29 protein-coding genes and 1 pseudogene are annotated in these 25,078 nt (G+C 59.4%); 25 read left to right on the top strand and 5 right to left on the bottom strand.

The genetic code is table 11. The features are described 5' to 3' along the window. Position 1 precedes the first annotated feature (1 nt). The 13 genes from JQ617_RS24090 (at position 2) to JQ617_RS24030 (ending at position 11,669) form a co-directional block, all read left to right on the top strand. Positions 2 to 427 (top strand): CopG family transcriptional regulator, encoded by a 426-nt coding sequence (locus JQ617_RS24090; protein WP_212028454.1) that lies wholly within the window; start codon positions 2 to 4, stop codon positions 425 to 427. 134 nt (positions 428 to 561) lie between these two features. Further along, positions 562 to 1,890, top strand: a complete 1,329-nt coding sequence (locus tag JQ617_RS24085; protein WP_212028453.1) for an MFS transporter — start codon at positions 562 to 564, stop codon at positions 1,888 to 1,890. 228 nt (positions 1,891 to 2,118) lie between these two features. Further along, entirely contained in the window at positions 2,119 to 3,033 is a 915-nt protein-coding gene (gene trbB, locus JQ617_RS24080) for a P-type conjugative transfer ATPase TrbB (protein WP_212028452.1), read from the top strand. A 1-nt stretch (position 3,034) separates the two neighbouring features. After that, positions 3,035 to 3,361: a TrbC/VirB2 family type IV secretion system protein gene (locus JQ617_RS24075; RefSeq protein WP_212028451.1), complete on the top strand. Its 327-nt coding sequence runs from the start codon at positions 3,035 to 3,037 to the stop codon at positions 3,359 to 3,361. Continuing rightward, complete coding sequence (locus JQ617_RS24070; RefSeq protein ID WP_172789584.1) at positions 3,361 to 3,624, top strand: VirB3 family type IV secretion system protein; 264 nt, start codon at positions 3,361 to 3,363, stop codon at positions 3,622 to 3,624. The genes JQ617_RS24075 and JQ617_RS24070 overlap by 1 nt, the downstream gene beginning before the upstream one ends. A gap of 10 nt (positions 3,625 to 3,634) precedes the next feature. Further along, positions 3,635 to 6,076, top strand: coding sequence for a conjugal transfer protein TrbE (gene trbE / locus JQ617_RS24065; RefSeq protein WP_212028450.1), 2,442 nt, complete (start codon positions 3,635 to 3,637; stop codon positions 6,074 to 6,076). After that, entirely contained in the window at positions 6,073 to 6,804 is a 732-nt protein-coding gene (trbJ, locus tag JQ617_RS24060; RefSeq protein ID WP_212028449.1) for a P-type conjugative transfer protein TrbJ, read from the top strand. Before trbE ends, trbJ begins: the two co-directional genes overlap by 4 nt. Continuing rightward, the gene (gene trbK-alt, locus JQ617_RS24055) at positions 6,804 to 7,175 is read left to right on the top strand and encodes a putative entry exclusion protein TrbK-alt (RefSeq protein ID WP_212028448.1); all 372 of its coding nucleotides are present in this window, start codon (positions 6,804 to 6,806) and stop codon (positions 7,173 to 7,175) included. The genes trbJ and trbK-alt overlap by 1 nt, the downstream gene beginning before the upstream one ends. After that, positions 7,172 to 8,401 (top strand): P-type conjugative transfer protein TrbL, encoded by a 1,230-nt coding sequence (gene trbL, locus JQ617_RS24050; RefSeq protein ID WP_212028447.1) that lies wholly within the window; start codon positions 7,172 to 7,174, stop codon positions 8,399 to 8,401. Before trbK-alt ends, trbL begins: the two co-directional genes overlap by 4 nt. Positions 8,402 to 8,502: 101 nt before the next feature. Next, entirely contained in the window at positions 8,503 to 9,186 is a 684-nt protein-coding gene (trbF, locus tag JQ617_RS24045; protein ID WP_212028446.1) for a conjugal transfer protein TrbF, read from the top strand. Next, a complete protein-coding gene (trbG, locus tag JQ617_RS24040) occupies positions 9,183 to 10,217 on the top strand; it encodes a P-type conjugative transfer protein TrbG (protein ID WP_212028445.1) in 1,035 nt (344 codons plus the stop codon). Before trbF ends, trbG begins: the two co-directional genes overlap by 4 nt. After that, positions 10,214 to 11,425 carry a TraB/TrbI/VirB10 family type IV secretion system protein gene (locus JQ617_RS24035; RefSeq protein WP_212028444.1) on the top strand — a complete coding sequence of 404 codons (1,212 nt, stop codon included), beginning with the start codon at positions 10,214 to 10,216 and terminating at the stop codon, positions 11,423 to 11,425. Before trbG ends, JQ617_RS24035 begins: the two co-directional genes overlap by 4 nt. Positions 11,426 to 11,429: 4 nt before the next feature. Next, the gene (locus JQ617_RS24030; protein WP_212028443.1) at positions 11,430 to 11,669 is read left to right on the top strand and encodes a DUF2274 domain-containing protein; all 240 of its coding nucleotides are present in this window, start codon (positions 11,430 to 11,432) and stop codon (positions 11,667 to 11,669) included. On the opposite strand, the gene JQ617_RS24025 is transcribed toward JQ617_RS24030, so the two are convergent. The 4 genes from JQ617_RS24025 to JQ617_RS24010 form a co-directional block, all read right to left on the bottom strand. Continuing rightward, positions 11,642 to 12,601 (bottom strand): LysR family transcriptional regulator, encoded by a 960-nt coding sequence (locus JQ617_RS24025; protein WP_249157432.1) that lies wholly within the window; start codon positions 12,599 to 12,601, stop codon positions 11,642 to 11,644. The two genes, JQ617_RS24030 and JQ617_RS24025, sit on opposite strands and share 28 nt — an antisense overlap. 58 nt (positions 12,602 to 12,659) lie before the next feature. Beyond that, on the bottom strand, positions 12,660 to 13,292 hold the full coding sequence (locus JQ617_RS24020) for an acyl-homoserine-lactone synthase (RefSeq protein WP_212028442.1): 633 nt from the start codon (positions 13,290 to 13,292) through the stop codon (positions 12,660 to 12,662). An 87-nt stretch (positions 13,293 to 13,379) separates the two neighbouring features. Continuing rightward, positions 13,380 to 14,108 carry a LuxR family transcriptional regulator gene (locus JQ617_RS24015; protein ID WP_212028441.1) on the bottom strand — a complete coding sequence of 243 codons (729 nt, stop codon included), beginning with the start codon at positions 14,106 to 14,108 and terminating at the stop codon, positions 13,380 to 13,382. A gap of 648 nt (positions 14,109 to 14,756) precedes the next feature. Further along, positions 14,757 to 15,419 carry a TetR/AcrR family transcriptional regulator gene (locus tag JQ617_RS24010; RefSeq protein ID WP_212028440.1) on the bottom strand — a complete coding sequence of 221 codons (663 nt, stop codon included), beginning with the start codon at positions 15,417 to 15,419 and terminating at the stop codon, positions 14,757 to 14,759. A 243-nt stretch (positions 15,420 to 15,662) separates the two neighbouring features. On the opposite strand from JQ617_RS24010, the pseudogene JQ617_RS40015 reads away from it, so the two are divergent. From JQ617_RS40015 to JQ617_RS24000, 3 genes and pseudogenes are all read left to right on the top strand, one after another. After that, positions 15,663 to 15,948: pseudogene (locus JQ617_RS40015) on the top strand (OsmC family protein); the annotation flags it as partial. A 50-nt stretch (positions 15,949 to 15,998) separates the two neighbouring features. Continuing rightward, positions 15,999 to 16,493 carry an OsmC family protein gene (locus JQ617_RS24005; protein ID WP_212028439.1) on the top strand — a complete coding sequence of 165 codons (495 nt, stop codon included), beginning with the start codon at positions 15,999 to 16,001 and terminating at the stop codon, positions 16,491 to 16,493. 98 nt (positions 16,494 to 16,591) lie between these two features. Further along, a complete protein-coding gene (locus tag JQ617_RS24000; RefSeq protein ID WP_212028438.1) occupies positions 16,592 to 16,945 on the top strand; it encodes a cupin domain-containing protein in 354 nt (117 codons plus the stop codon). Between the two features lie 247 nt (positions 16,946 to 17,192). Here the strand turns inward: JQ617_RS24000 and JQ617_RS23995 are convergent, their stop codons facing one another. Continuing rightward, complete coding sequence (locus JQ617_RS23995) at positions 17,193 to 18,152, bottom strand: AraC-like ligand-binding domain-containing protein (RefSeq protein ID WP_212028437.1); 960 nt, start codon at positions 18,150 to 18,152, stop codon at positions 17,193 to 17,195. A 297-nt stretch (positions 18,153 to 18,449) separates the two neighbouring features. Between JQ617_RS23995 and JQ617_RS23990 the strand changes: the two genes are divergently transcribed. From JQ617_RS23990 to JQ617_RS23950, 9 genes are all read left to right on the top strand, one after another. After that, the gene (locus tag JQ617_RS23990) at positions 18,450 to 19,220 is read left to right on the top strand and encodes an MBL fold metallo-hydrolase (RefSeq protein ID WP_212028436.1); all 771 of its coding nucleotides are present in this window, start codon (positions 18,450 to 18,452) and stop codon (positions 19,218 to 19,220) included. A 149-nt stretch (positions 19,221 to 19,369) separates the two neighbouring features. Then, on the top strand, positions 19,370 to 19,774 hold the full coding sequence (locus JQ617_RS23985) for an ester cyclase (RefSeq protein WP_212028435.1): 405 nt from the start codon (positions 19,370 to 19,372) through the stop codon (positions 19,772 to 19,774). Between the two features lie 190 nt (positions 19,775 to 19,964). Next, positions 19,965 to 21,089, top strand: a complete 1,125-nt coding sequence (locus JQ617_RS23980) for an amine dehydrogenase large subunit (protein WP_212028434.1) — start codon at positions 19,965 to 19,967, stop codon at positions 21,087 to 21,089. Position 21,090: 1 nt separating this feature from the next. Further along, positions 21,091 to 21,618, top strand: a complete 528-nt coding sequence (locus JQ617_RS23975) for a MauE/DoxX family redox-associated membrane protein (RefSeq protein ID WP_212028433.1) — start codon at positions 21,091 to 21,093, stop codon at positions 21,616 to 21,618. After that, on the top strand, positions 21,615 to 22,217 hold the full coding sequence (locus JQ617_RS23970; protein WP_212028432.1) for a redoxin domain-containing protein: 603 nt from the start codon (positions 21,615 to 21,617) through the stop codon (positions 22,215 to 22,217). The genes JQ617_RS23975 and JQ617_RS23970 overlap by 4 nt, the downstream gene beginning before the upstream one ends. A 17-nt stretch (positions 22,218 to 22,234) precedes the next feature. Beyond that, a complete protein-coding gene (locus JQ617_RS23965; protein ID WP_212028431.1) occupies positions 22,235 to 22,777 on the top strand; it encodes a methylamine dehydrogenase light chain in 543 nt (180 codons plus the stop codon). Further along, positions 22,774 to 23,256 (top strand): c-type cytochrome, encoded by a 483-nt coding sequence (locus JQ617_RS23960; RefSeq protein ID WP_212028430.1) that lies wholly within the window; start codon positions 22,774 to 22,776, stop codon positions 23,254 to 23,256. The genes JQ617_RS23965 and JQ617_RS23960 overlap by 4 nt, the downstream gene beginning before the upstream one ends. A 35-nt stretch (positions 23,257 to 23,291) precedes the next feature. Beyond that, positions 23,292 to 23,699, top strand: coding sequence for a c-type cytochrome (locus JQ617_RS23955; protein WP_212028429.1), 408 nt, complete (start codon positions 23,292 to 23,294; stop codon positions 23,697 to 23,699). 55 nt (positions 23,700 to 23,754) lie between these two features. Next, positions 23,755 to 25,008 carry an amidohydrolase family protein gene (locus JQ617_RS23950; protein WP_212028428.1) on the top strand — a complete coding sequence of 418 codons (1,254 nt, stop codon included), beginning with the start codon at positions 23,755 to 23,757 and terminating at the stop codon, positions 25,006 to 25,008. Positions 25,009 to 25,078: the final 70 nt, after the last annotated feature.

Genomic DNA, 25,078 nt, shown 5'->3' with positions numbered 1-25,078 from the left:
CATGCGCGATCGGATGAACGTTTATTTCCCGCCAGAGCTTTTGAAGCAGATCTCGGATTTGGCCGATCTCAGGAAGCTTTCTCGGTCGGCGATCGTGGAAGCGGCTGTCGCTTCCTTTCTGTCACCAGACGGAGCAGACAGGCGGGAGGCGGCGTTTACCCGTCGCCTCGATCGGCTGTCGCGTCAGATGCAGAGGCTGGAGCGTGACGTTGGTCTAACGGCCGAGACCTTGGCCCTCTTCATCCGTTTCTGGCTGACGATCACGCCACCCTTGCCCAACGACGCGCAGGCGGCCGCGCAGGCAAAGGGCAGGGAGCGCTTTGAAGGATTTGTCGAGGCGCTTGGGCGCCGTTTGCAAAAGGGGCAAAGCTTTTTGCGCGAGATTCCAGAAGATATCCGCCGTCAGGAACCGGCCGACGAAACCTGACGGGGTGCTCCGGATACGCTAGCGAGCCGGCCCCTTCTTTTTCTTCGCCAGCCTACGACCGCAGCAATTTAGCCGAACTGACAAAAGCTGGTCGCGCTATCGGCTCGAACGAGCTGAGAGCAAAAGGGGCCAGCATGCAAACTTCAACCGCATGGCGTCGAATTGCGCGCGTTTTTCTCCCGTTTGCCGCTGGGTACTATCTTTCGTATCTGTTTCGAACGATCAACGCCTTGATCGCCGGCCATCTCAGCTCGGATACCGGGCTTGGGACTGCCGACCTCGGGTTGCTTACGTCAGTTTATTTCCTTGTTTTCGCGGCGGCTCAGATCCCCGTCGGCATATTGCTGGACCGCTTTGGTCCGCGTCGCGTCCAAAGTGCTCTGCTCCTGATCGCAGCCGCGGGCGCCGAATTATTTGCGGTGTCCACGGGATTGGCATCGCTTTTTCTTGCACGAGCAATGATCGGGCTCGGGGTGGCGGCGGCGCTGACGGCAGGCCTGAAGTCCATCATCCTTTGGTTCCCCAAGGAACGAGTTGCCTTGCTTAACGGCTACATGATCATGCTGGGGTCGCTAGGAGCGGTGACCGCTACGGCTCCCGCCGAATACCTGCTCGCTTTGATGGGCTGGCGACAGCTCTTTGAGATCCTGGCGGCTGCGACCGGCGCCACGGCGATGCTCATCTATGTCTTGGTTCCCGAGCGAATTGTCCTTTCAACAACATCAAATCCCGCCACGCTTAGCTCCGTCTTTGGGGATAGGCGGTTCTGGCGAATTGCCCCGTTATCAGCTACCTGCGTTGGATCGTCCTGGTCTCTGCTGGGATTGTGGGCGTCGCCGTGGCTGATGGACGTAGAGGGTCTCGATCGTGCGAGTCTCGTCGCACACCTGTTCATGATGTCGATCGTACTTAGTGGCGGCGCTTGGGTGTTTGGAACGACGGTCCATTGCATCAGGCGACGCGGAATCGGGGCCGAGCCGGTATTGGCGATAGTCGCGCTGCTGTTTATCATAGCTCAGCTTGCCTTGATCCTGCGCGTACCTTTGCCGTCCGTTTTGCCGTGGTCCGCTGTAGCAATTGTCGGAACGGCAACCGTGGTCAGCTTCGCGGTGATAGCTGATTACTATCCGCCAGAACTTGCCGGTCGTGCCAACGGTGCCTTGAACGTCCTGCACTTCGGTTGGGCATTCCTGGCCCAGTACGCGACAGGCCTGATCCTGGAGCAATGGTCCACGAATAACGGCCATAGATCCGTCATGGCCTATCAAGTCGCGTTCGGTCTCAGCGTCGCACTGCAGATCGCGGCGTTGGCTTGGTTCGCGCTACCTTGGCGCCGATCCGTCGCTTCATGGCTGAGTGCAATTTCCTTCATGGCGGCCAACGTTTCCAACGTGGTCGAGTCGGTCGGTGCCTACGAGAACTCGGTCGTGTTAATGCCCGCGGAAGGCGACGTGGAGTGGTGAGCAGTAGCTCGCGGCAAACTGATGCGATTGAGTAGGCCTCAATTGCCAGTTCTCAGTCTTTCTTTTTCTACGCCGGCCTACGATCACCGAAAGCACTCGTTGCTCCCGATCGTTTAGTGCCCTTTCTAATCATCCCATCTGAGGGCGCCCTTTGGACGTTCTCATTCGGTGGGGGCGGCGGTGGCAATCCATTCCAGTCAATCGGAGGCGAATTCGCGCGGAGCGCGAATGCTGCGTAGCGCGCTTGGCCCAGCGATTGCTGGCTACCTCGAAAATGAATCGATCATCGAGGTCATGCTCAATCCTGACGGGCGGCTGTGGATCGATAGGCTGTCGAATGGCTTGATCGACACAGGCGAAACTCTGTCCGCGGCAGATGGCGAGCGCATTGTTCGCCTGGTCGCGCATCACGTGGGCGCCGAGGTGCATGCCGGTGCGCCACGCGTTTCAGCCGAACTGCCTGGGACCGGCGAGCGCTTCGAAGGTCTCTTGCCTCCGGTAGTTGCTGCTCCTGCCTTTGCTATCCGCAAGCCCGCTGTCGCCGTGTTTACGCTCGATGACTACGTCGCCCAGGGGATCATGACCTCGGAGCAGGCCAAGATCCTGAAGGGTGCGGTCTCTGCTCGTAAGAACATCCTCGTCGCCGGTGGGACATCGACCGGCAAGACCACTTTGACGAATGCGCTCTTGGCTGAGGTGGCAAAGACCTCCGATCGGGTCGTGCTGATCGAGGATACACGCGAACTTCAGTGCGAGGCACCCAATCTTGTAGCACTGCGGACCAAAGATGGCGTGGCCACGCTATCGGACCTCGTTCGCTCCTCGCTGCGACTGCGACCGGATCGCATCCCGATCGGAGAGGTTCGCGGCGCCGAAGCGCTCGACCTGCTTAAGGCTTGGGGCACCGGTCACCCCGGCGGTATCGGGACCATCCATGCGGGCAGCGGGCTCGGCGCGCTGCGGCGGCTCGAGCAACTGATCCAGGAAGCTGTCATCACGGTTCCGCGTGCCCTGATAGCCGAGACCATCAACCTAGTTGCTGTGCTTGCGGGACGCGGCGCTGACCGCCGCCTCGCTGAGCTCGCCCTCGTCATGGGGCTCGGGGCCGCTGGCGACTACAGCCTTTCATCAGCAGGAGACTGACATGCGTTTGGAATTTCGCGTTCTTCGGCAGGCCGTATCGCTGGCCCCGTCCGGCGTGGTGCTTTTGGCGACGGCGCCGGCCTGGGCGGCTGGCTCGAACATGCCGTGGGAGCAGCCCCTCAATCAGATCCTGCAGTCTGTGGAGGGGCCAGTCGCCAAGATCATCGCCGTCATCATTATCGTCGTGACGGGGCTCACGCTCGCGTTCGGAGACTCGTCAGGTGGTTTCCGCAGACTGATCCAGATCGTGTTCGGTCTGTCGATCGCGTTCGCGGCCTCGAGCTTCTTCCTGTCGTTCTTCTCCTTCGGCGGCGGCGTGGTGATCTGATGGATGAGCCGGTCGCAGGATTTGTCGTGCCCGTTCACCGCGCGCTCACTGAGCCGATCTTGATGGGCGGTGCGCCGCGGTCGGTCGCGATCGTCAACGGCACGCTTGCCGCGGCCCTTGGACTTGGATTGCGGCTGTGGATCGCGGGTCTCGTCCTCTGGTTCATCGGCCACATGGCCGCCGTCTGGGCCGCCAAGCGCGATCCCGCCTTCGTCGATGTGGTGCGCCGACATCTGCGCATTCCCGGCCATCTCAACGCCTGAGCAGTCAGTCATGATGAATCTCGCCGAATACCGCCATTCGAACGCGCGTCTCGCCGACTTCGTGCCATGGGCAGCCCTGGTCGACGAGGGGGTCATCCTGAACAAGGACGGTTCGTTTCAACGGACGGCCAAATTCCGGGGCCCCGACCTCGACAGCGCAGTGCCGGCCGAGCTTGTTGCCGTCGCGGGTCGTTTGAACAACGCCTTGCGCCGGTTGGGATCAGGCTGGGCCGTATTCGTTGAGGCGCAGCGTCATTTTGCGGGCGCTTACCCGGCGAACACCTTTCCGGATGTCGCGTCTGCGCTGGTCGACGCTGAACGCAAAGCTCAATTTGAGGAGGAGGGCGCCCACTATGAGTCCAGCTTTTTCCTGACCTTCCTCTATTTGCCTCCGGAGGAGGGGGCGGCCAGGGCAGAGCGCCTGCTTTATGAGGGCCGCGATCGTACGGCTGGTGCAGATGCTCACGAGGTACTCCGTGGGTTCATCGATCAAACCAATCGCGTCCTTCAGCTTGTTGAAGGGTTCATGCCCGAATGCGCCTGGCTCGATGATCAGGACACGCTGACCTACCTGCACTCGACGATCTCGACCAAGCGTCATCGCGTTCGGGTGCCCGAAATTCCCATGTACATCGATGCGCTGTTGGCCGACCAGCCGCTCACGGGCGGACTAGAGCCGATGCTGGGCTCAGCCAATGTCCGGGTTCTGACGATTGTCGGCTTTCCCGGCGCGACAACGCCGGGAATTCTGGACGACCTGAATCGCCTGCCATTTTCGTATCGCTGGTCGACCCGGGCGATCATGCTCGACAAGACCGATGCCACCAAGCTGCTGACCAAGATTCGCCGGCAATGGTTCGCCAAGAGAAAATCCATCGGCGCCATTCTCAAGGAGGTCATGACCAACGAGGCATCGACGCTGCTCGATACTGACGCCCACAACAAGGCGATCGACGCCGATGCTGCCCTACAGGAACTCGGTTCGGATCAGATCGGACAAGCCTTTGTTACGGCGACCGTCACCGTGTGGGACGGCGATCCGGGTGCAGCCGATGAAAAGCTTCGGCTGGTCGAGAAGGTCATTCAGGGCCGCGATTTCACCTGCATGATCGAGACGGTGAACGCCGTTGAAGCCTGGCTCGGCAGTCTGCCCGGGCACGTCTATGCCAACGTACGGCAGCCGCCGGTCTCAACCCTCAACCTCGCCCATATGATTCCAATGTCGGCCGTATGGGCGGGCGAGGCGAGGGATCTGCACTTCAAGGGGCCGCCTCTTCTGTTCGGCAAGACCGAGGGCTCGACCCCGTTCCGATTTTCGCTCCACGTTGGCGATGTCGGCCATACTCTAGTGGTGGGACCGACGGGAGCTGGCAAGTCCGTGTTGCTGGCACTGATGGCGCTGCAGTTTCGTCGCTACCCGAATGCTCAGGTCTTTGCGTTCGATTTTGGCGGTTCGATCCGAGCGGCTTCACTCGCCATGGGCGGTGACTGGCACGATCTGGGTGGCGCATTGTCTGACGGAGGCGACCAACCCGTTACGTTGCAGCCGCTGGCCTGGATCGACGATCCTTCCGAGCGCGGATGGGCCACGGAATGGATCGGCGCAATCCTTGCACGTGAGAAGATCGAGATCACCCCGGAGGTCAAGGATCATCTGTGGTCGGCGCTGACGTCTCTCGCCTCGGCGCCGATGCAGGAGCGTACCTTGACGGGTCTCTCGGTCCTGCTGCAGTCGAACTCCCTGAAACGGGCCCTCCAGCCCTATTGCCTGGGCGGTCCCTCCGGGCATCTGCTCGATGCCGAATTCGAACGCCTTGGCGAAGCCTCGGTCCAGGCGTTTGAGACTGAAGGGTTGATCGGGACGAGCGCAGCGCCGGCCGTGCTGGCGTACCTGTTCCATCGTATTGGGGATCGTCTCGACGGCCGGCCGACGCTCCTGATTGTCGATGAGGGTTGGCTTGCCCTCGACGATGAGGATTTTGCCGGCCAGCTGCGAGAATGGCTGAAGACGCTTCGGAAGAAGAACGCGTCGGTCATCTTCGCCACCCAATCGCTATCGGACATCGATGGTTCCGCGATCGCACCCGCGATCATCGAGAGCTGCCCAACGCGCCTGTTGCTGCCGAACGAACGGGCGATCGAGCCGCAGATCACTGCGATCTACCGTCGGTTCGGCCTGAATGACCGCCAGATCGAGCTTTTGAGCCGGGCAACGCCGAAGCGCGACTACTACTGCCAGTCCCGTCGCGGCAACCGGATGTTCGAGCTCGGGCTTGGTGAGGTGGCACTCGCCTTCACCGCAGCCTCTTCGAAGACAGACCAGGCGTCCATCACGCAGCTACTGGCCGAGCATGGACCTGACGGCTTCGTGTCGGCCTGGCTCCTGCACCGTGGCGTCGCCTGGGCCACCGACCTGATCCCCAATCTCGTCAATCTGGAGAAATCGCTATGAGGCGCCTCAGCTTATTGGCGGCCGTTGGCACCATCGCTCTCACGCTCGGCGTCACGGCTCCCGCGCGGGCGCAGTGGATCGTCTTCGATCCCAACAACTACGTCCAGAATGTCCTGACCGCGGCGCGGGAGCTCCAGCAGATCAGCAACCAGATCACCTCGTTGCAGAACGAGGCGCAGATGCTGATTAACCAGGCAAAGAATCTGGCAAACCTGCCGTACTCGTCATTGCAGCAACTGCAATCATCGATCCAGCGGACCCAGCAATTGCTGGCCCAGGCCCAGCGGATCGCCTACGATGTCCAGCAGATCGATCGCGCGTTCTCGACCAGCTATGCGCCGGTGACCGGCAGCCAGTCCAGCCAGGCGCTGATCACCAACGCCCAATCACGTTGGCAGAACTCTGTCGCTGCCTTGCAGGATGCACTTCGTGTCCAGGCCGGCGTTGTCGGCAACCTCGACACCAACCGCATCCAGACGTCCGCGCTCGTAACATCGAGCCAGGGCGCCAGCGGCGCTCTGCAGGCAACCCAGGCCGGCAATCAGATACTCGCGCTTCAAGCGCAACAACTCGCCGATCTCACGGCTGCCGTGGCTGCGCAGGGCCGAGCACAGAGCCTTGAAGCAGCTCAGCGCGCCTCGGCCCAAGATCAGGGGCGAGAGCAGCTCAGGCGGTTCCTGACACCGGGACTGGGCTATCAATCCCAAGACGTGCGGATGTTCCACTAATGATCGACGTAGGGGCATTCAAGGCGTTGTCGTTGCTTACGACAATCGGGGTATTGGTCGTTTCAGCCTGCACGATTCAGCTTCGTGGTCGAGACGAGTCTCCGCCGCTGAAAAAGGCGGACCAGACAACAGGTGCAACCAGCTCTGACCTCGCACGCTGCCGCAGCGTCACCTCGGAGGAAACAGCGGGCTATCCGCATTGCAAGCAGGTCTGGGACGAAAACCGGCGTCGCTTCTTTGGCAAGAAGGACGGCGCCGCCGCTCTCGGCCACGATGATTCAGCCGCCGGCATAATGCCTGCTCCAAAGGATCAGAGCCGGGTCCCGCCAGGATATCCATCTGTTGCGACACCTGAGGCAAGCAAGCCATGACTGGTACGGGGATCATCGACCAGTTCCTGGAAACGTTCACCCGTTATATCGATAACGGGTTCGGGTTGCTGGGTAGCGATGTCGGATATCTCGCAACGACCCTTGCGGCGATCGACATCACGCTCGCCGCGTTGTTCTGGAGTTGGGGGACGGACGAGGACATCATCGCGCGCCTCGTCAAGAAGACGCTCTTCGTGGGCGTCTTTTCCTACCTCATCGGTAACTGGAACAGCCTGGCGCGCATCGTCTTCGAGAGCTTTGCCGGTCTTGGGCTGAAGGCGTCTGGCGCAAGCCTGTCTGCATCGGATTTCCTGCGACCGGGAAAGATCGCTCAGGTCGGGCTCGATGCGGGCCGGCCGTTGCTCGATTCGATCTCGAATCTGATGGGCTATATCAGCTTCTTCGAGAATTTCGTCCAGATCGTCGTTCTCTTGTTCGCGTGGGTCGTGGTGCTGCTCGCCTTCTTTATTCTGGCGATCCAGCTCTTCGTCACTCTGATCGAGTTTAAGCTCACGACGCTGGCCGGCTTCGTGCTCATTCCCTTCGGCTTGTTTGGCAAGACGGCCTTCGCGGCTGAGCGGGTGCTGGGCAACGTCATATCTTCCGGGATCAAGGTCTTGGTCCTGGCGGTCATCGTGGGCATCGGCTCGACCCTGTTCTCGCAGTTCACGTCTGGCTTTGCTGGTGGTCAGCCGACCATTGAAGACGCCATGACGCTGGTGCTCGCGGCCCTGTCATTGCTGGGCCTCGGTATCTTCGGTCCGGGTATCGCAAACGGTCTGGTGTCAGGCGGACCGCAGCTCGGCGCTGGCGCCGCGATTGGAACGGGCCTGGCCGCAGGCGGGGTTGTTGCTGCCGGCGCAGGTCTTGCCGCCGGTGGTGCTGGTCTCGCTGGCGGAGCGATGGCAGGCGCCGCGCGTGGTGGCGGTGCCGTCTTGAGCGGCGCATCCGCCGCCTATCGAAGCGGCGGCCTCTCCGGCGCCGCGGAGGCTGGAGGTTCGGCTGCCATGAGCCCGTTGCGCCGCGCGGCGGCCGCATCCAGCGGAGGTGGACAAGCGAGCGTGCAGGCCGCGAGCACTTCGGCCGAAGGGCAGCCCGATTGGGCGCGGCGCATGAAGCGTGGCCAGACTATTCGACATGGAGCGTCGGCAGCCGGCCACGCGGTCCGCTCAGGCGATCACGGTGGCAGCGGCTCCTCCGTCGATTTGTCTGAAGGAGAGCGGTGACACGTAGCCAGTGCGCTTTCGCCACACGCCGCGCGGCAGCTCCTCTAACCCGGACGCTACACGACTTGAAACCGATCACTTGATCCTAGGGGCAATCATCAATGTTCAAACGACCTTCCGTTCATTACGGGCGCATGCCCGAACCAGTCACTCCATATCAAAAGGCAGCGCAGGTTTGGGACCAACGCATTGGTTCGGCGCGCGTGCAAGCCAAGAACTGGCGCCTGATGGCGTTCGGCTGCCTGATGTTATCGGCCAGCCTCGCGTGTGGGCTTGTTTGGCAATCGAGCCAAGGATCGATCACGCCCTGGGTGGTCGAGGTCGATCATCTCGGCCAGGCCCAAAGGGTTGCGCCAGCCAACTTCGACTATCAACCCACTGACGCGCAGATCGCCTATCACCTGGCTCGCTTCGTCGAGGATGTGAGAGGGCTGCCGGCTGACGGCATCGTTCTGCGCCAAAATTGGCTCCGGGCCTATGATTTTACAACCGATCGTGGTGCCGCCGCGCTCAACGACTATGCGCGCAACAATGACCCCTTTGCCAAGCTGGGCAAGGCACAAATCTCCGTGGACGTCTCGAGCGTCATTCGCGCGTCCTCAGAAAGCTTTCGGGTCGCGTGGACCCAGCGCACCTACGACAACGGATCGTTGAACTCGACTGAGCGTTGGACTGCGATTCTCACGATCGTAATCGAGACGCCGCGCGATGCCGAGCGCCTGCGCAAGAATCCACTTGGCGTCTATGTCCGCGCCATCAACTGGTCAAAGGAGTTGGGTCAGTGACCAAAACGCCATCTGTCGTTCATTTGAAGGACTTTATCCCGTACCGCGTGCTCAATTCGACCTGGTCCGAGTTCGTGACCGCGAAGCGAGCATTTCTGTCCGCCCTTCTACTTTGTTCGTCGGCGCTCGGTGGGTGCGCGACCTACATTCCGCCGGAGATCAGATATGACGCGGAGGTCCCTCCGCAGCCGGCGGCTCCAGCGCCTTTGGACGATAGATCGCGGCCGCTTCACGTTCCGCCGCTCTGGAAGCCGGCTCTTGGCGGCAAGTCGGGAGGAAAGGAAGACGCTGAACCCGTGAGCCGGGTTGAGACGGCAAACAGTGCGGCCCGCGTCGAACCGCGCAAGCGGGGGTACTTCAACGCCGCGCAAATTTACGCGTACAGCCCTGGAGCACTCTATCAGATCTACGCTGCGCCAGGGCAGATCACCGATATCGCGCTCGAGGAAGGAGAGCAGTTGACGGGATCAGGACCCATCGCCGCAGGAGATACCGTGCGCTGGGTCGTGGGGGATACCGAAAGCGGGAGCGGCGACACGCGACGGGTCCATATCCTGGTCAAGCCGACCCGGGCATCGATTGAGACCAATCTTGTCGTCAATACCGATCGGCGTACTTACCTGATTGAGCTCCGCTCCCGCGAGCGGCCATACATGCCATCGGTAGCTTGGTACTATCCGGAAACCGTGCGCGAACGATCACGTTCAATCGCTCTCCGACCCGTTCTTCCGGACCCGGCCCAGCGGATCTCTCGCTATGCGATCGAAGGGGATAGCCCGCCCTGGCGGCCGCTCGCTGCATACGACGATGGCCGCAAGGTCTATATCGAATTCCCGCAGGGCATCGTCCAAGGTGAGATGCCTCCGCTCTTTGTCGTCGGACCAGACGGCAAGACCGAACTCGTCAACTATCGCGCCTACGGCAACGTGTTGATCGTCGATCGACTGTTTGCTGCCGCCGAACTTAGACTCGGCGGTGAGCACCAGCAGACGGTGAGGATTGTAAGGAGCGATGGGAGGCCGTCGTCATGAACCCACCGGATGGAAACGATCACGAGCAGGCGAATCCAGCGCAGACACAAGTCGAGGAGTCCAAGGGCTTCCGCTTGAGAGCAGAGCATCCGCGCGTGACGCGATTGTCGCGGAAGGTTCTGGCCGGCGGGAGCGCGGTTGCCCTGCTCGTCATAGGCGTAGCGGTGTTGTGGTCGCTGCAGAACAATCGTTCCCGAAGCCAGGCGGCGGACGAGCTTTACAGCACCGACCATCACAACGTTGCCGATGGCATCACGGCGTTGCCGAAGGACTATAATAGCAGTCCACGCTCGGCGATTCCGCAGCTTGGTCCGCCGCTGCCTGGGGACCTCGGTCGACCCATCCTAGCTGCGCAGGGCCAGTCACCGACGATCGACGCTGACCCGGAACAGCAGCGTCGGGACCAGGAGACCGAAGCAGCCCGTATCAGCCGTTTGTTCGCTTCGACCAATGGAAGAGACGTGCGTCCGTCCGCCGTTGCAACTGTTGGAAGCGATCGCGGCGTGTCAACGAACGCATCGAGCACTAGCGACGACGGACCTGCGCAGAACGGTCAGGACCGGAAGCTTGCCTTCGCAAACGCTTCTGTAGACCGTCGCACGGTCAGCCCTGACCGTGTCGTTAGGCCGGCTTCACCATATATCGTGCAGGCTGGGACAGTCATTCCGGGAGCCCTGATCACCGGGATCCGATCGGACCTTCCAGGCCAGGTTACAGCGCAAGTAACCGAAAACGTGTTTGACACCCCGACCGGACGTTTTCTGCTTGTGCCCCAGGGAGCACGCTTGATCGGTATCTACGACAGCCAGGTCACCTTCGGGCAGTCGCGCGTGCTGCTCGTCTGGACCCGGCTGATCATGCCCAATGGTCGCTCGATCATTCTCGAACGGCAGCTTGGCGCTGACTCCGCCGGCTATGCGGGCCTCGAAGATCAGGTCGACAATCATTGGGGTGAGCTATTTAAGGCCGCCGCGCTATCGACGTTCTTGGCCGTCGGGACGGAACTAGGCGCAGGCTCCGACACCAATAGCAACGACAGCGCCATCATCCAGGCACTGCGACACGGCGCTTCCGATTCACTAAACCAAACCGGACAGCAGGTGGTTCGGCGCAGTCTCAACATCCAGCCTACTTTGACCGTACGACCCGGTTTTCCGGTTCGTGTTCTCGTCAATCGTGACCTCATACTTGCGCCATACGGAGAGTAACGGCATGTCCAAGCTTAGAATAGGAGCACTGCCCGACGACAAGCCGGTCAAGCTCACCACTGAGCTTCCAGCATCAGTGCATCGGGATCTTGTTGCCTATGCAGAGGTCTTGGCCCGTGAAGCTGGCCAGCGGATCGATCCGCTAAAGCTAATTGCGCCAATGTTGGCGCGGTTTATGGCGACGGATAGAGGTTTTGCAAAGCTGCGCCGAGCTTCTTACTCCAAAGGTATCAGCGAGGGGTAGCGTGCTATCAACAGTTTGAGAAATCCGCCTAAGGCCGGATTTTCGTTGTCCGGACGCCAGTGAGCACAAAAATCTATGCAGCTCGATCCTGTGCCGTCTCTCACATCACGATATGCGAGGCCGCCGAAATTCACTCCCACGTCGGATTCTAAGACGAGACCAATTCCGAGCCCCATGCTGATGAGGCTTTTGACGATACCTCGACTCACATCATGCCGATCTATTTTGGGCCGCTCATGCGGAGATGCGAGCTTTGACAGCATAAGATCCTCAAGGTCATGGCTAGGATCATATTGGCTGAGTATGACTGTCTCACCTCGTAGATCGGTCCAATAGACAACATCACGTGCTAGAAGTGGGTGATGCTCAGGAAAGCAGGCGAGGATCCGCTCGCTCCAGAGCTTTAGAGACTTGCTGCCAAGCGAACGAACGTCGCTGGTAACGACGAGCACGTCAAGTGTGCCATTCTTGAGCGCGTTTATAAGATAAGTTCGGGGCCGCTCGACGGCGGCTAGCTCGATTTGCGGATACTGCTTCTTGAAGTCTAGTAAGGTGGTTCGCAGATTGCCAGCCGAGATTGATGTGCAAAATCCGACAGAAAGTCGACCGGCTTCGCCCCGGCCATTAGCTCTGCCGGTTGTTGAAAGCGTGTCGATCTGTTCCAAGATGATTCGGGCAATCCGTAGCACGCTCCTGCCGGCAAGCGTAGCCTTCACTCCTCCACTCGATCGCTCTAGTAGAACGGCCCCGATCTGACGCTCCAATTGTGCAATAGAGCGGCTGATCACGGAGTGCCCAACAGAGTGAAGGTCGGCTGCTCGCCGAAGGCTCCCCGAATCGCTGGCTGCTACGAGGAATTTGAGTTGTTGCAGATCGATCGCGAACGGCCGCGCCTGCGGCAGCGAGTGGCCTCTATTGGCGGTACGCACCATGCTCGGTTCCATCATTGAACGTGTCCACGTGTTCACCTGGCCGCAGGCTGAGTGAACTCTAAGCCGCAGCCGAAATAACGGGTGTCCAGAGGATTGGACCCGGGAGGCCACCCGCCATGCGCACCTGTGCGAGGGCAGTGGTTGATATCTCGAGGTAGCCGGCAACTGCCGTCGTATTTCCGAGTTTCTGAGGCTCGGCGATACGGCGTAAGCACCATCCAGCGCGGCGCAGGATACGCTCCATTCGCGCATCTGTTACGGTAACGATATCCGTCAAACTGCGCGACAGGCCGAATTCAATCATCCCGGCAAAGAGTTCGTACGTGGCAAGAGCAATACCGTGTGGACCCTTCGGTGTGTCCGTTGCTATGTCGACGGCAAATCTGCTGCTCTCCCAGATCGAGGGACTTGATGGTGCACTTTGACCGGCCAGTAGGATCGGGAAAATATGTCCAAGCATGGTGGGACCGGTCGAGGGCAGCAGGCGAACCGACCCCTGAACTGATCCGTCTCTTGCGATCATGACAAGATAGGCAGGATGTAGGGAGTCAAATTCATCTGCCTCCAAATCGCCGCTCACCTGGACATCCCACCCAAGCCGCTGCCTGAAAACCCGGTATCGGAGTTGATGCATCCGAACGAGTGTTTCGGAAAACTCGCCGTAATTCGCCGCCGTAATCAGCTGGATCATGTTGGTCTCCTTTGCTGCTATCTCAACCGCAAGGAAGCCGATGCACGGTCTAGAGCGCATCTCCCGCAACTAAGGGAGGCACCCGTCTCAATTTTGCTGTTCTCCTTTTGCAGCCGCCAATCGAGTGGCTGCCTGGACCACGGTACGAACGCCCAATTTCTCCTTCGCGCTTTCTAGATGAGAGGAGACTGTGTGGCGCGAGATGCCAAGAATGCGTCCGATCTCCCACGCGGATTTGCCCCGACCGGCCCATTCAAGACATTCAAGTTCGCGAGGAGAAAGCAGTACCGCGCCCACCCTGCGATTGTTGGTCAGCTTTCGTCGGACATGGGCATGAAAATACAGTGTCATCAACTGCAACACCCGTGAATGCTCGGCTATACATGTCTCGAATGGGTTTCTCGGTTGATCGGCCGCGAAGGTTAGTGCAGCAAGAGGTCCGCAGTCATCATGAATGGGAATGGTAAAGCCCAATCGAATTCCAAACTGCGCGGCTTCGTCGAGTAACCGTTGCTGCGCGGCCGAACTCGTCTTCGATTGGATATCCAGTCCCCATCGGAATGGTTCTGGAGTCTGCAAAGCTCGCTCAATGACGGGATCAATTCGCTGATATTCGCTCCGCAGGTAATGAGAAGACCATTTTGCGGGATATGTTGAGATTAAGCGAGGCTTATCGGCCGGCAGGCGCGGCAGAGCCAAGTACGCGAAGAAAGACAAATCGAGAGCCGCAGCGGTAGTTGCCATCGCCCTTGCGAAGTCCTCTGTGTCCTCAGCGCTCGAAAGCAAATCGATAAAAGTCTGGAAAATGCGATGCATGGAAGGGTAGCCGCTACTGCTCCTGAGGCGGTTGCTCTCATGAATAACCTGGGCCAAGGCACCCAATAGTAGATCAGACATCCACGACAATTGCGGCGACGGCTTCTCCAAGGATGAAAAGGAGCAATTCAAGTTGTCTCCTTGAAATGAAAGAAGAATCAATAGGAGGCGGGTCTCGCCGCGTGCCGCGGAGACTGGCGGTTCCTCGCGGGGCCACTTATTTGATTTGGGTTAAACTCAAGTCGTGGCTGACGGCATGGCGATGCTTCAATGGCCTGAAATCACACGTAGGACCAAAACCGGGCGATGAGTCTGGCCGGACCATTTCGAGAAAGGCTTCGGGTATCACCTCGAAATAGTCTCCGCGCCGACCAGCGCATGTGATCGATCGCGTGAGCTTGGCGGGATAGGCGCCATACATGGTCACTGAGCAAAGGTGCGTCGTTGTTGCTTAGCTGGATATCTTGCGAGTGGGGAGCGCAAGTCCCGGAATTCTTGCCACCCTTTCAAACGACTTTACCGCCCGGACCTGACCGAAAGGTGCGTTCGGAGAGGAGGCGCGCTGGACGCTCGTTCTCGCGCATCGCCTTCGGATCGAGATACAGCATCTGCGAGATCGAGTGTCTCAGATAGTTCGCCGTGAACGACTTAGAACGCGATCAGCTGCCCGGTCGTGCTGTCACGCCGTTTGGGCCTCCTTGTTTTCGCCGGTCTCAGCAGGCTGCCGGCAGCAAGTGCGGCGGTATCGGCAACGCCGGGGTCGCAGGACACCATGGCGGCGACGATGGCGCCGTCGATCAGGAGCGCCAGCTGATGGGCGAGCACCACAGGCTCGGCGGCGCCCATTTCGCCGGCAAGCTGTTCGATATGCGCCAGCACCACCTTCTTGTGCTTCAGCGCGATATTGCGGAACTGCTTGGCATCCTTGTCGTGCTCGGCGACCGCATTGATGAAGGGGCAGCCGTAGAAGCGTTCCTCGGCGAACCAGATCTTCAGGGCAGGGAAAATCCGCGAAAGCTTGGTCTGCGCGTCGCCACCGCCGGCCTCGATGGCGCCGATGAACCATTCGCGCCACTGCTTACCTTCGCTCTCAAGCACGGCTTGGACGAGGTTGGTCTTCGAGCCGAACAATTTGTAGAGCGTGGTCTTCGCGGTTCCTGCCTCGTCGATGATCGCATCGATGCCGGTGGCGTTGATGCCGTTCTTGCAGAACAGATGCGTCGCCGCGTTCAGCAGCCGCCCGCGCGCGGATTCGTCATCGCCGGCAGCGAATGAAGCGATGGATTGTCTCTTCGTAAGCGATTTGGCCATGCGCGGAAGTAGATCGGACCGCGGCGCAATCATCAAGCCGCATCTTCATGCGCTCGGAATAATCGCAGCGCGGCGGCAACTGCATCGGCTTTGAGCAGGATCGCGCTGATCAATCCGCAGGCACGGGAAGCTAAGCGCCTGCGGCGCTTCGCCTTTTGATTTGGCCCGGGACTGGCACGCTTCATGCAGAAAACAGAACGTTCTGTATCCTGCCGATTTCCTCGGCTGCCGGCGAGAAAACTGATGACTGCTGTCGCTCAAGAGACGCTGCTGACGGGCTGCCTCGCGCCCATCGACAAGGGTGGGCTGGGACAGCTCATTGCCAACGGCAACGACAAGCCGAAGGTCATCAAGATCTTGAAGTGCAAGACGGTGGCCGAGGGCAAATTCCGCCCACTACATCCGCAACCTCGCGCCCTACATCGTCGACGAGCCGCCGGGCCTGCTCGGCGACGACACTGCGCCGTCTCCGTCGGAGACCTCGCTCGCCGCGCTCGGCTCCTGCCTTGCGGTCGGCCTGCATGCCAATAAACAAAGCGATATCTTCAAATCCAACGCGACGACTAGAGGAGCTGCAATATGACGGCAAGTACTGTTATTCCATTTGCGCTGACGGGAACCGGTCAAGGTGTACAGCAGGACATTACGATCAATGGAAGTCCATTGACGTTTGTGGCCGAAGGACATCGCGCTTTCGGCGGCACGGATTCTGCGCCTAGTCCCCTCGACTACGTGCTCGGCGCCTTGATCTCATGCACGCAGGTGACGTCTCAGATCATCGCCAGTCAGGACCGAGCGATCAAGCTTGGAAAATGGGAGATCGGATTGAAGGCGCATCTCGACAATGCTGTGCTGGTGCACGGTGCCAAGGGCATATCGAATTTCCGTGATGTCAATCTAACGATCGCAATTGAAACGAACTTAACCGGAGGGGACTTCCAAGAGTTTGCGGATGAGGTGGAGCGGCGTTGTCCTCTCACTCAGCTCTTCCGTGGCAGCGGGGTTGAGTTTTCCAGCCATTGGACGGCCAAATCGCTAAGCGCGACCACCAAAGCAGAACAGCCGCCTGCTTGATAATACTAGTTTGGACCGCGCGGCTGTCAGAAGCGCGTCTTTAGGTAATGTCAGTAACTTGAGCAATCAGAGGAGTGTCTATGTGTTACGATTCCAAAATGCAGAAGGGAAATCTAGATGTGGCAAAGGTCGACGTCCACGGGCTAGTCAAGAAGGAAACCGTTGAGCTCAATGGCGTGTCGGTTACGCGGGTCACGTTTGACGCTGGAGCAAAGTGGTCAAAGGATCTGAAGGAATATGCTGGAACGCATAGTTGTCAGTTGCCGCATGTCGCTCTCGTAGTTGGTGGTACATTGCGCGTTGTGATGGACGATGGTTCCGTCGAGGAGTTCTCGAAGAATGACGTCATGATGCTCCCGCCGGGCCACGATGCTTGGACTGTAGGCGATGAGGCCTGCGTTTTCATAGAGTTCTCTCGAGGCAATGACTACTACGGCGTTCACTCACACTAGTTGACCCTCGATCTCGCGGCTACTGCCGCGAGATCGATCCGCGCGTCGCCCGCATCAGCTTCACTGGATCGATGGCGATGGGGTGGGAGGTTGCCAAAGCCTGCGCGGCTCAGCTCAAGCGCATCATTGTACTACCAGCTAATGCCCATATAGGCGAGGAAACGCCTTGGCGTTGATCGTAGTCTGCAGGAGTTGTGGACTGCGCTAATGCAGATCCGAGAGCTGAATCAATCGTCTTCGCGGCCAGCTACCGACTTCCGGATCGGTATTCCCGCGGTGCCAAGCCGTACCGTTTCTTAAAGCGACGGCTAAAGTGAGCGAAGTCGACAAATCCGGCTTCAAAAGCAATTTCAGTGAGGCTCTGATTTCTGAATCGATCCTCGGATAGCAGCGATCGTGCATGCTCAAGTCGCATATCCCATATCTCTTCCGAGATTGATGATCCTTGTTCGTGGAAAAGTGTTTGCAGTCGCCTGAGGGAAACTCCCGTGCGAGCAGCCAATTTATCGGGATCGAGGCTCCGGTTGCTGGCGTGCTTACTAATTAGATCGCGTGCTCGCCAGACGATGGCATTCGGCCCAACTTGCGCAAGGTCAGGTACTTCATCGTGGTCCGATCCAAGCGTGCTCGCGGCAAGCGACATCAATTCAATAGCGATTGTTTCGAGACCGCCTGTGGTCTGGGACACCGCAGAATTGGCCACGGAAACCAACTGACCGGACAGGGCTACGAGAGCTCGCGCATATGGATTTGAAGCATCTATTCGCTGCGCGGTGCGGTCTACCGCGCCAAGTGCGTTTCGCTCGAACACGTCCGTCGGCACGTGCAGAACAATTTGATCGAAGTCGCTGGGCAAGGACAATGTAAACGGCCGACTTGTCTCATAGAATCCTACGCAGCCGGGCGTCAGCAGTGCTTCGGATCGTGCCTGGCGAATGAGCGTTCGGCCTCTGAGTTGAATGCTCATCAGCATAAACGACTCGGTCGCCTGGGCTGCAGTTTCTCGCGTCCGTTCGACGAGCTGAGGCGAGCTCGTAACTCTGGCTACGTGCAAGCCACCAAGCAGGCCGGATTCCAGGCGGCCATGCAGGCCAGCGCTGCCGTCACTGCGGCACTCAACACGCACGAAGGAGTCGCAGACCGCATCGCGCCAAATCCCATCTCTTCGCACTTGCGGAATTCGGTTGATGTCAATCAGCCTATGCATCGCGCAACTCCAATGCCCGACGACGGCACGGTATTCGAGGATGTCGACCCCAGCAAGGCTAGAATCGCGATTGGACAAGTTTTCCGGCGCTCCCAGACATGCGCCACAAGTCCTGGACCACTAGAGTTGCCGACCTGATCTTCAGAGAGTTAGGCCGAGGAGTTGATGGAGCTCTGAAGGTGGTGCCGGACAACTCGGAGACATCTGAACCGAATGCGGCGTGTCGCCGAAGCGGTATTTAGCTCCAACTAGACGAGCGGTCGCGCAGTATCTTTCGGCCGACAAGGAGATGGCAAGGTGAAATTCACTCAAGTGCGAAACGCGACAGTAATCGTCGAGTACGGTGAGAAGCGATTTCTGGTCGATCCCATGCTGTCGAAGCAGGGAGCGTTTCCAGGGTTTGAAGGCACCCTGAATAGTCACAGGGCAAATCCCACCGTCGAATTGCCCATGCCGATGGACAGAATTCTCGATGTTGACGCGGTCATTGTCACCCACCTCCACCCGGATCACTGGGATGAAGCCGCTAGGGACATCGTACCCAAGACGATGCCCATGATTGTCCAGAACGAGAAGGATGCAGGGCAGTTCAAGGCGCAAGGCTTCGTCGACGTCCGGATCTTGGGTGAGAAGACGGATTTTGGGGGCATCTCCTTGACCAAGACTCCGGGCCAGCATGGCACCGACGAGGCCTACAAAGCGATCGGGGAGATCTTGGGAGACGTCTGTGGTGTTGTGTTCAGGCACCCCAAGGAAAAGACACTGTACATTGCCGGTGACACCATTTGGAACAAGTACGTCGAGCAGAGCCTGAAGAAGCATGTGCCGGATGTCGTCGTACTGAACTGTGGCGACGCCCAGGTCATCGGGCTCGGCTCTATCATCATGGGCTCGGCAGACGTTTACGAAGTCTGTCAGGCAGCTCCGCGCGCGACCATCATCGCGAGCCATATGGAGGCCGTCAATCACGTTGCTCTGTCGCGGGCCGAGCTGCGGGCCTTTCTCGACGCCAAGGGGATGAGCCAGCGCGTTCTCGTGCCCGAGGATGGCGCGTCGCTCGCGCTCTAGCGCGAATTGCAACTTGGCGGGGCTAAGAATTGATAGCCGCGCCGATCAAAGTCGATGTGCTGTTTGTGCGCCCTTGCCGTTTTGTGTTCTGTCCGTCTCGCTGGCGGGTGCTGGTTATTGGGGATCACAAGGCGTGTTGGAGGAAAGTCATGTCGATAGAAGCCAATAAGACGCTCGTAAAACGCTTTTACGATGCGATTCAGAAGCAAGACTTCGATGAAGTTCGCAAGTTGTGTCACAAGGACTTCGTCTTCTATCCGCAGGTCGATAGGCCTCTTGTGGGCGTGCAAGCTTTCATCGATGCCGAAAAGAAGCACTTTGATGCCTTTGAAGGCTTCAAGATGCCTCTCGTCACCATGGTTGCGGAAGGCGATCGAGTAGCCGCCTACCTGATCTTCGAAGGCAAGCAAACCGGCGAGTTCTACGGCATTGCGCCAAAGAGGCAGGCTCTGAGAATGTCGCTGCTGATGCTGCTTCGGATCGCCGACGACAAGATTATCGAGAAGAGAGCGCACTACGATATGCACGACATTCTTCGGCAGCTTGGCGCTTAGTGCGAACTCCTGGGTGGTTGTGAAGTGCGCGGTGAGAGCGCTTGAGCCAAGTGCGCTCGACGGCAACATTTGCTTGGCATAGAGCACTGACAAGAACGAGGTTTCCATGGGCTTTTTGACTGGTAGGAGCGCACTTGGCCTCGCCCTCGCTTTAGCGTGGTCCACCGTGGTCGGACCGGGGACGGTCGTCATGGCGGCAGACCCGGCCGGATCGACCTTTCCCGAGCCTCTGCCGCTTGAGCCGACGCCGGCCAGCGCGGTCTTGCCAAAGCTCTATCCACAGACCTGGCTGTTTGTGTCTGACTTCAATGCTCCATCAATCATCGACGGACGAATCGCCATTGTCGATCTTGCCTCGGACACTCGTAATCTTAGAGGACAGATTCGTGCCGCGCAGTGGGCCGAGATGGCCATGTCCAAATCGCGCAACGAAATTTACGTTGCTGAGACATTCTACTCTCGACTTACGCGTGGCGACCGTACCGACGCGATTGCTATATACGACCCCGAGACGCTGCGTCAGACTGGGGAGATCGTGTTGCCCGGGGGCAAGCGCTACCAGGTAATGCTCCAACCCAACGCCTTTCAGCTTACCGGGGACGAGCGGCGAGCTTTGGTGTTTAATTTTACACCCGCTGCTTCGGTCACCGTTGTCGACATGGTCGGGCGCAAGGTGCTGAACGAGATTGGCGTGCCTGGTTGCTCATTGGTCTATCCAATGGGCGAGGGCGGCTTCTTCACCCTGTGTGCCGACGGTGGACTGAGCGCATTCACCCTAGACGAGAAGGCGGGCATCGCTCGTCGCCAGGATGTGGCCTCGTTCAACGACATCGATCGCGATCCGATGTTCATGATTCCCGCGCGGGTAGCCGGTACTTGGTACTTTGCGACCTTCCAGGGCGAGATCCGCCCGATTATCGCGTCGGGAGACGAAGTAAAAGTCGAGCCCGCGTTCTCGGTGCTCAACGACGCCGATAGTAAGGAAGGCTGGAAGCCATCCGGCTGGCAAATCATTGCCGCCGACGATCACGGTCGTCTCTATCTGTTGATGCGCAAGGACTCGCACGAAGGCAATCACAAAGACGGAGGAACCCGCGTGTTGGTCATCGACAGCAAGACTCATGCGCGCCTAGCCGATTATCCCTTGCGTGTGCAATCCATTTCAATCTCGGCCACTCATGGGGAATCGCCCCTGCTGGCCGCGACCGCGGCGACCGGCGGGATCGATGTCTACGACGCCGTCACAGGCAGGCATCTTCGCTCGCTCGGGGCCAACATCGTCAACACCCCCGTCATCATGGCTGGAGCGCGCTGAAATGGATGTCGCCCCTTCCGTCCTGCTGCACGCCCTTAGGCTGGCGCTAGGCCTCGTTGCCCTGACGGCTGCTCTGCACAAGATGGTCAATGGTGAGCGAACGCGCCGCGCGGCCCGTGCGCTGATCGGCCTCGATGGCCTCTGCGCCGATGTCGCTTGGGTCGCAGCCTTCGCCGTCGAAGTCATCGGCGCGCTCCTTCTCCTCGCGAGCGCAGCCCCGAAGGCCGGAGCCTTGTTGCTGGCTGTGTTGTGGGCGGTGTACGGTCTGGCTCTCTTCAGGGCACATCGCCGCGGCGAGATCAAAGACTGCGGCTGCAGCTTCGGTCCGCGCAGCCCTGCGCCGATCTATGCGCTCTCGCGCAACTTTGCGCTTTGCCTTGCGGCTGTCGTGGCTGCTCCTTTCGAGCCAACAGCGGATACGTTCGCAATTGTCTTTGCTGTACCTGCCGCTCTCGCATTCGTCGTCCTCTATTTCGCAGCCGACGAAGTCGGCGCGAGTCCTCTGCTGTTCGCAAGGAGCCGTCGATGAGTCTTCTCGTCGCTTCCCAGTTTCTGAGCTGGATCGCCATTGGGATGCTGGGCGCGCTCTGCCTCGCTCTGGCCAGACAGGTGGGCATCCTCCACGAGCGTATCGCTCCTGCTGGTGCCCTTTCCATCAAATCCGGAGTAACCTCCGGCGAGGCCGCGCCCGAATTGAGCGTGCAGACAATCGCCGGCCAACTGGTGACGATTGGCGGCAAGCGAACGGGACGGAGCCAACTTCTGTTCTTCATCTCGCCGGACTGCCCGGTGTGCAAAGCGCTGCTGCCCGCCCTGAAGGCAGCGGCCAAGAGCGAGACCAGTTGGCTCGACGTGATACTGGTTTCCGACGGTCCGGGTGAGGCTCATGAAAAGTTTGTCCGCGCCCAAGGGTTGTATGACTACCCATACATCGTCTCGGAAATGGTTGGACGCAGCTTTGGAGTCTCAAAGCTTCCATTTGGTACCCTGATCGACGACGCCGGGACTGTTCGCGCCAGTGGGCTAATCAATACCCGCGAGCATTTGGACAGCCTTTTCGAGGCCAAGGAGCGCAAAGTTGCGTCCATCCAGGAGTTTCTCGATCAACGCCAGCACGCGTCTGCTTGAGGGGGAGGGAGATCTTGATGTTCGACTTGGACAAGGGCTTGGAGCGCTTCACCCGTCGCCTCGCGCAGACCGGCTCGCGCCGCAGCGCTTTGCGCGCTCTTGGCGGGCTGATGTTGGGAGCGGCGGCACTTCCGCTGTTGCCGGTTGCGCGTGGGAACGCAACAATCGCCGGCGGCGGCAGCGGTGTTCCTCCCGAGACGTCCGGGAATCCGCAAGATCCTGGCGACCGAAATGCCTGTGATTACTGGCGGTACTGTGCGATCGACGGCTTCCTGTGCTCCTGCTGCGGTGGAAGCCCGAGTCAGTGTCCTCCGGGCTCGGATATGGCGGTGCTCACCTGGATCGGCACGTGCCAAAACCCGGTGGACAATCGGCACTACATCATCTCCTACAACGACTGCTGCGGCATCTCGAGCTGCGGGCGCTGCATGTGCAACCGCAATGACCGCGACCGTCCGGTGGTGCGACCCCAATCCAACAACGATACCAACTGGTGCGTGGGCAGTTCCTCTAGCGTCTATGTTTGCTCGACCGCCGTAATCATCGGGTTAGCTACATGATGCAGGCACGGGCTTTTGTTATCGCTTTCACCATTGCGGCCGCGGCTGGTGGCGCCGCTCTTGCCGACGACGGCGCAGCGGCCTTCAGGCGCTGCGCAGTGTGCCATTTGCCCGACGGCAAGGGTGTACCTGGTGCCTTTCCACCATTGGTGGGACGAGTAGCTAAGATCGCCGCGACGCCGGCAGGCCGTACGTACCTGGTCAGTGTGCCGAGTGCGGGACTTAGCGGCAAGATCGTTGTCGGTGGCGTGCCTTACGGCGGCTTCATGCCGAGACAGGAAGGAGTGTCTTCCTCGGAGCTCGCTGCCGCTCTGAACTACATGGCGACAGAGCTCGCTGGGGATTCTCCGCCGAAGGAGTTCAAGTTCTTTACTACTGACGAAGTTGAACAGTTGCAGAGGGCAGCGCAAACGCTCAAGCCTGCGGATGTGTTGAAGCTCCGCGGCGAAGTCGCTGGGCTCGGTGAGGCTCCAAAGTGAGTGGTGGATCCCTTCCTTTTGGACTCGCGGCGCTGATGGCAGTGGTGGCCATCGGAAAAGTGAGTGTCGCGCCGTCGTTCGCGGCGGACGTCGATTGGAATCGCTGGGCCATCGGCTGTCAGGGTTGCCACAGGCCCGATGCGTCAGGTTCAACCGGCGGGGCCCCCGACATGAAGGACTTTGTCTCACGATTTGTCACGGTGCCCGGCGGGCGAGAATACCTCGTCCGAGTTCCAGGCGTCGCGACCGCCGCGTTCTCCGACAAGGACCTCGCCGCGCTTCTCACTTTCGTGCTGCGCCGCTTTGACCCGCAGCACCTTCCTGCGGATTTCGAACCGTATACCGCCGAGGAAATAGCTGCCGGACGGAAGCATCCGCTCCGCACTGAGGCGGCCGAGGTAAGGCAAAGACTGCTTTCGCAAATGTCGGCCACCTCGCACTAAGGATCTGGGTCTGCCGCGATCTACTAAGAAAGAATCAGGCCGCTTTTGGATATCTATGAGCACCGGCCAGATGATTTGTTCGCTGGCGCGGGCGGCATTGAGAGTGTCGTGCAAGAGACTGATAGGGGCGGATCAGCGTCACGAGACGCTTGAAGTCTATTTTGACTTCCAAGAATCAAATCGGGAGGAAGGCATGCTGAACGCGGCGGAGCAAATGACCCAGCTCAGAGCAGGCTCGAGAAATCATAGCACTCAGCAAATCGGGACGGGCTACATGAAGATCCTATATCGCACTTTGTTGCTCGCGGCTTTTGCTGTCACCCCGGCTACGGCCGCCGAGAGTGATCCCGGACCAATTATCGATGTGCATGTGCATGCATTTGGACCGGATCGCTTCGGCCCGCCCGGTCAGACAATGTGCGCTCCATCTGAATATTGGCCCGCGCGAGATCCCGCTGAGCCGATGAGCAAGTACCTCGATGCGTATAGTGGGCATCCGGATTGCGCGCATAAGTTCAAAGCGCCTTTGGCGGCTGATGAAATCCGTAAACGTACCATGGCCGAGCTGAAGCGGAATCACGTTGTCCTCGCTGTTACAAGCGGAGACGCTGATGAGGTTGAACACTGGCGCCAACAGGAGCCAGATCTCATCCTGCCAGGATTGCATCTTGGACGAACTGGCACACTTCCTGACATCGCAGAGCTACGGCGGTTACATGCCGCCGGACAGCTCAAGGTGCTTGGCGAGATCGCGGCACAAAATGGTGGCATGGCACCGAATGATCCCAAGCTCGAGCCCCTCTACGCACTGGCCGAGGAACTAGACATTCCGGTCGCCTTTCATACAGGGCTGCACGCCCCTGGGACTGCTTATTTTGGCTCTCGCGGGTACCGTGCGATCAACGGAGACCCGCTGCTGTTCGAGGAAGTATTGGTGCGTCACCCACGCATGCGCATCTATTTGTGTCACTCGGCTTGGCCCCTTGAAGAGAACCTGATTGCTCTCTTGTACGCACATCCGCAGGTCTATGTGGATACGTCCGCAATAGATTGGTTTCTCCCGCGCGCAGAATTCCATCGGTACTTGCAACGGCTAGTCGAGGCTGGATTTGCAAAGCGGATTATGTACGGCACGGACCAGATGCTTTGGCCGGAGTCGATCCCGATCGCGATCAAAAACATTGAAACCGCAAAGTTTCTAACGTCTGAGCAAAAGCGCGACATTTTCTACAACAATGCGGCGCGTTTCTTTCGAATAACAGACAAGACGCCATCAGCCCTTAGGGTCGGCGTGTCAGCGAACAAGTAATGCTGTCCGCTGCACCTAGACCGGACATGAGACGCCGCTAGCGCTTGTGCCACTAGGTAAACAAGCGCGG

It is taken from the genome of Bradyrhizobium sp. KB893862 SZCCT0404, from assembly GCF_018130885.1.
Lineage (GTDB): Bacteria > Pseudomonadota > Alphaproteobacteria > Rhizobiales > Xanthobacteraceae > Bradyrhizobium > Bradyrhizobium stylosanthis.
Note: the sequence above shows the minus strand (reverse complement) of the source record. Positions and strands in the feature narration are given on the sequence as shown.

Bases quoted from the DNA above. Each gene is read 5' to 3' on its own strand.
- JQ617_RS24085 (WP_212028453.1), top strand. From the start codon at position 562: ATGCAAACTTCAACCGCATGGCGTCGAATTGCGCGCGTTTTTCTCCCG.
- JQ617_RS23985 (WP_212028435.1), top strand. From the start codon at position 19,370: ATGTCGATAGAAGCCAATAAGACGCTCGTAAAACGCTTTTACGATGCG.
- JQ617_RS24010 (WP_212028440.1), bottom strand. From the start codon at position 15,419: ATGGCCAAATCGCTTACGAAGAGACAATCCATCGCTTCATTCGCTGCC.
- JQ617_RS23955 (WP_212028429.1), top strand. From the start codon at position 23,292: ATGGCAGTGGTGGCCATCGGAAAAGTGAGTGTCGCGCCGTCGTTCGCG.
- JQ617_RS23975 (WP_212028433.1), top strand. From the start codon at position 21,091: ATGGATGTCGCCCCTTCCGTCCTGCTGCACGCCCTTAGGCTGGCGCTA.
- JQ617_RS23970 (WP_212028432.1), top strand. From the start codon at position 21,615: ATGAGTCTTCTCGTCGCTTCCCAGTTTCTGAGCTGGATCGCCATTGGG.
- JQ617_RS24020 (WP_212028442.1), bottom strand. From the start codon at position 13,292: ATGATCCAGCTGATTACGGCGGCGAATTACGGCGAGTTTTCCGAAACA.
- trbB (WP_212028452.1), top strand. From the start codon at position 2,119: ATGCTGCGTAGCGCGCTTGGCCCAGCGATTGCTGGCTACCTCGAAAAT.
- JQ617_RS24015 (WP_212028441.1), bottom strand. From the start codon at position 14,108: ATGCATCGCATTTTCCAGACTTTTATCGATTTGCTTTCGAGCGCTGAG.
- trbE (WP_212028450.1), top strand. From the start codon at position 3,635: ATGATGAATCTCGCCGAATACCGCCATTCGAACGCGCGTCTCGCCGAC.
- JQ617_RS23960 (WP_212028430.1), top strand. From the start codon at position 22,774: ATGATGCAGGCACGGGCTTTTGTTATCGCTTTCACCATTGCGGCCGCG.
- JQ617_RS24090 (WP_212028454.1), top strand. From the start codon at position 2: ATGCGCGATCGGATGAACGTTTATTTCCCGCCAGAGCTTTTGAAGCAG.
- JQ617_RS24075 (WP_212028451.1), top strand. From the start codon at position 3,035: ATGCGTTTGGAATTTCGCGTTCTTCGGCAGGCCGTATCGCTGGCCCCG.
- trbF (WP_212028446.1), top strand. From the start codon at position 8,503: ATGTTCAAACGACCTTCCGTTCATTACGGGCGCATGCCCGAACCAGTC.
- JQ617_RS23980 (WP_212028434.1), top strand. From the start codon at position 19,965: ATGGCGGCAGACCCGGCCGGATCGACCTTTCCCGAGCCTCTGCCGCTT.
- JQ617_RS24025 (WP_249157432.1), bottom strand. From the start codon at position 12,601: ATGGTGCGTACCGCCAATAGAGGCCACTCGCTGCCGCAGGCGCGGCCG.
- JQ617_RS24035 (WP_212028444.1), top strand. From the start codon at position 10,214: ATGAACCCACCGGATGGAAACGATCACGAGCAGGCGAATCCAGCGCAG.
- JQ617_RS24030 (WP_212028443.1), top strand. From the start codon at position 11,430: ATGTCCAAGCTTAGAATAGGAGCACTGCCCGACGACAAGCCGGTCAAG.
- JQ617_RS24070 (WP_172789584.1), top strand. From the start codon at position 3,361: ATGGATGAGCCGGTCGCAGGATTTGTCGTGCCCGTTCACCGCGCGCTC.
- trbK-alt (WP_212028448.1), top strand. From the start codon at position 6,804: ATGATCGACGTAGGGGCATTCAAGGCGTTGTCGTTGCTTACGACAATC.
- trbJ (WP_212028449.1), top strand. From the start codon at position 6,073: ATGAGGCGCCTCAGCTTATTGGCGGCCGTTGGCACCATCGCTCTCACG.
- JQ617_RS24005 (WP_212028439.1), top strand. From the start codon at position 15,999: ATGACGGCAAGTACTGTTATTCCATTTGCGCTGACGGGAACCGGTCAA.
- JQ617_RS23950 (WP_212028428.1), top strand. From the start codon at position 23,755: ATGAGCACCGGCCAGATGATTTGTTCGCTGGCGCGGGCGGCATTGAGA.
- trbL (WP_212028447.1), top strand. From the start codon at position 7,172: ATGACTGGTACGGGGATCATCGACCAGTTCCTGGAAACGTTCACCCGT.
- JQ617_RS24000 (WP_212028438.1), top strand. From the start codon at position 16,592: ATGCAGAAGGGAAATCTAGATGTGGCAAAGGTCGACGTCCACGGGCTA.
- JQ617_RS23965 (WP_212028431.1), top strand. From the start codon at position 22,235: ATGTTCGACTTGGACAAGGGCTTGGAGCGCTTCACCCGTCGCCTCGCG.
- JQ617_RS23995 (WP_212028437.1), bottom strand. From the start codon at position 18,152: ATGCATAGGCTGATTGACATCAACCGAATTCCGCAAGTGCGAAGAGAT.